1 protein-coding gene and 1 pseudogene are annotated in these 1601 nt (G+C 70.8%); both read right to left on the minus strand.

The window, feature by feature from the left end; translation table 11 throughout:
- A pseudogene (locus tag CCN56_RS31130) lies at positions 1-295 on the minus strand (hypothetical protein); the annotation flags it as partial.
- Positions 295-1494: a cyclic dehypoxanthinyl futalosine synthase gene (gene mqnC, locus CCN56_RS31135; RefSeq protein WP_086831266.1), complete on the minus strand. Its 1200-nt coding sequence runs from the start codon at positions 1492-1494 to the stop codon at positions 295-297. The gene mqnC and the pseudogene CCN56_RS31130, both read right to left, overlap by 1 nt.
- Positions 1495-1601: the final 107 nt, after the last annotated feature.

Genomic DNA, 1601 nt, shown 5'->3' on the forward strand with positions numbered 1-1601 from the left:
CTTCCGCGCCGAGCCGGGCGGGGTCGGCGCGGAAGATCTCCGCCGCCCGCTCCCCCGTGATCGGCGCGGTGCCGTACGCGTCGGCCTCGCGCGGGTCCGGGTGGTAGGTCCGCTCCAGGAGCTCGGGGGCGTACGGGTTGAGCAGGCCGGGCGTGAGGATGCCCGGCCAGCGGCGCAGCCGGGCGTCCTGGTGTCTCTCGGCCAGTTCCTCGTACGGGCCGACGGCGGCGACGAGGGCGCCGTCGACCAGGACGGCGCTCTCGGGGGTCGCCTCGGCGACGTGGAGCGTGAGCATCAGTTCGCGTCGAGGAGCTTCAGCTCGGGGTGCGCCGTGCCGCCCTCGATCGCGATCGAGGAGATGTGCGAGGCGACGCGCTCGTCGACCGGGTCGTTCGCCGGGTCGTCGTGGACGACGAGGTGCTCGTACGTCGTGGCGCGCTGCGCCGGGACGCGGCCGGCCTTGCGGATGAGGTCGATGATCTCCAGGCGGTTGGAGCGGTGCTTGGCACCGGCGGAGGAGACGACGTTCTCCTCCAGCATGATCGAGCCGAGGTCGTCGGCGCCGTAGTGCAGCGACAGCTGGCCGACCTCCTTGCCGGTGGTCAGCCACGAGCCCTGGATGTGGGCGACGTTGTCGAGGAAGAGCCGGGCGATCGCGATCATGCGCAGGTACTCGAAGAGCGTGGCCTGCGTGCGGCCCTTGAGGTGGTTGTTCTCGGGCTGGTACGTGTACGGGATGAAGGCCCGAAAGCCGCCCGTCCGGTCCTGCACGTCACGGATCATGCGCAGGTGCTCGATCCGCTCGGCGTTGGTCTCGCCGGTGCCCATCAGCATGGTGGAGGTGGACTCGACGCCCAGCTTGTGGGCGACCTCCATGATCTCCAGCCAGCGCTCGCCGGACTCCTTCAGGGGCGCGATGACCTTGCGGGGGCGCTCGGGGAGCAGCTCGGCGCCGGCGCCCGCGAAGGAGTCGAGTCCTGCGGCGTGGATGCGGGTGATGGCCTCCTCGACGGAGACCTTGGAGATGCGGGCCATGTGCTCGACCTCGGAGGCGCCGAGGGAGTGGATGACCAGCTGCGGGAACTCGGCCTTGATGGCGGCGAAGTGCTTCTCGTAGTACTCGACGCCGTAGTCCGGGTGGTGGCCGCCCTGGAACATGATCTGGGTGCCGCCGAGCTCCACGGTCTCCGCGCAGCGGCGCAGGATGTCGTCGAGGTCCCGGGTCCAGCCCTTCGCGGTGTCCTTCGGCGCGGCGTAGAAGGCGCAGAACTTGCACGCCGTCACGCAGACGTTCGTGTAGTTGATGTTCCGCTCGATGATGTACGTCGCGATGTGCTCGGTCCCCGCGTACCGGCGGCGGCGCACCGCGTCGGCGGCGGCGCCCAGCGCGTGCAGGGGCGCCGAGCGGTAGAGGTCGAGTGCCTCCTCGGGGGTGATCCGGCCACCCGCGGCGGCGCGGTCGAGAACAGACTGGAGTTCGGCCTTCTCGGTCACCGGGTGCGTCCCTTTCGGAGGGGTTCTGATCGACCGAACCAGCCTACGCCAGGGCTCCCGGCGGCTTCCGCAGGGTGCGGGTCGGCGGCCGCCGGGAGCCCTGGCGT

This window comes from Streptomyces sp. NRRL B-24572, from assembly GCF_002156145.1.
Classification (GTDB): Bacteria; Actinomycetota; Actinomycetes; order Streptomycetales; family Streptomycetaceae; genus Streptomyces; species Streptomyces vietnamensis.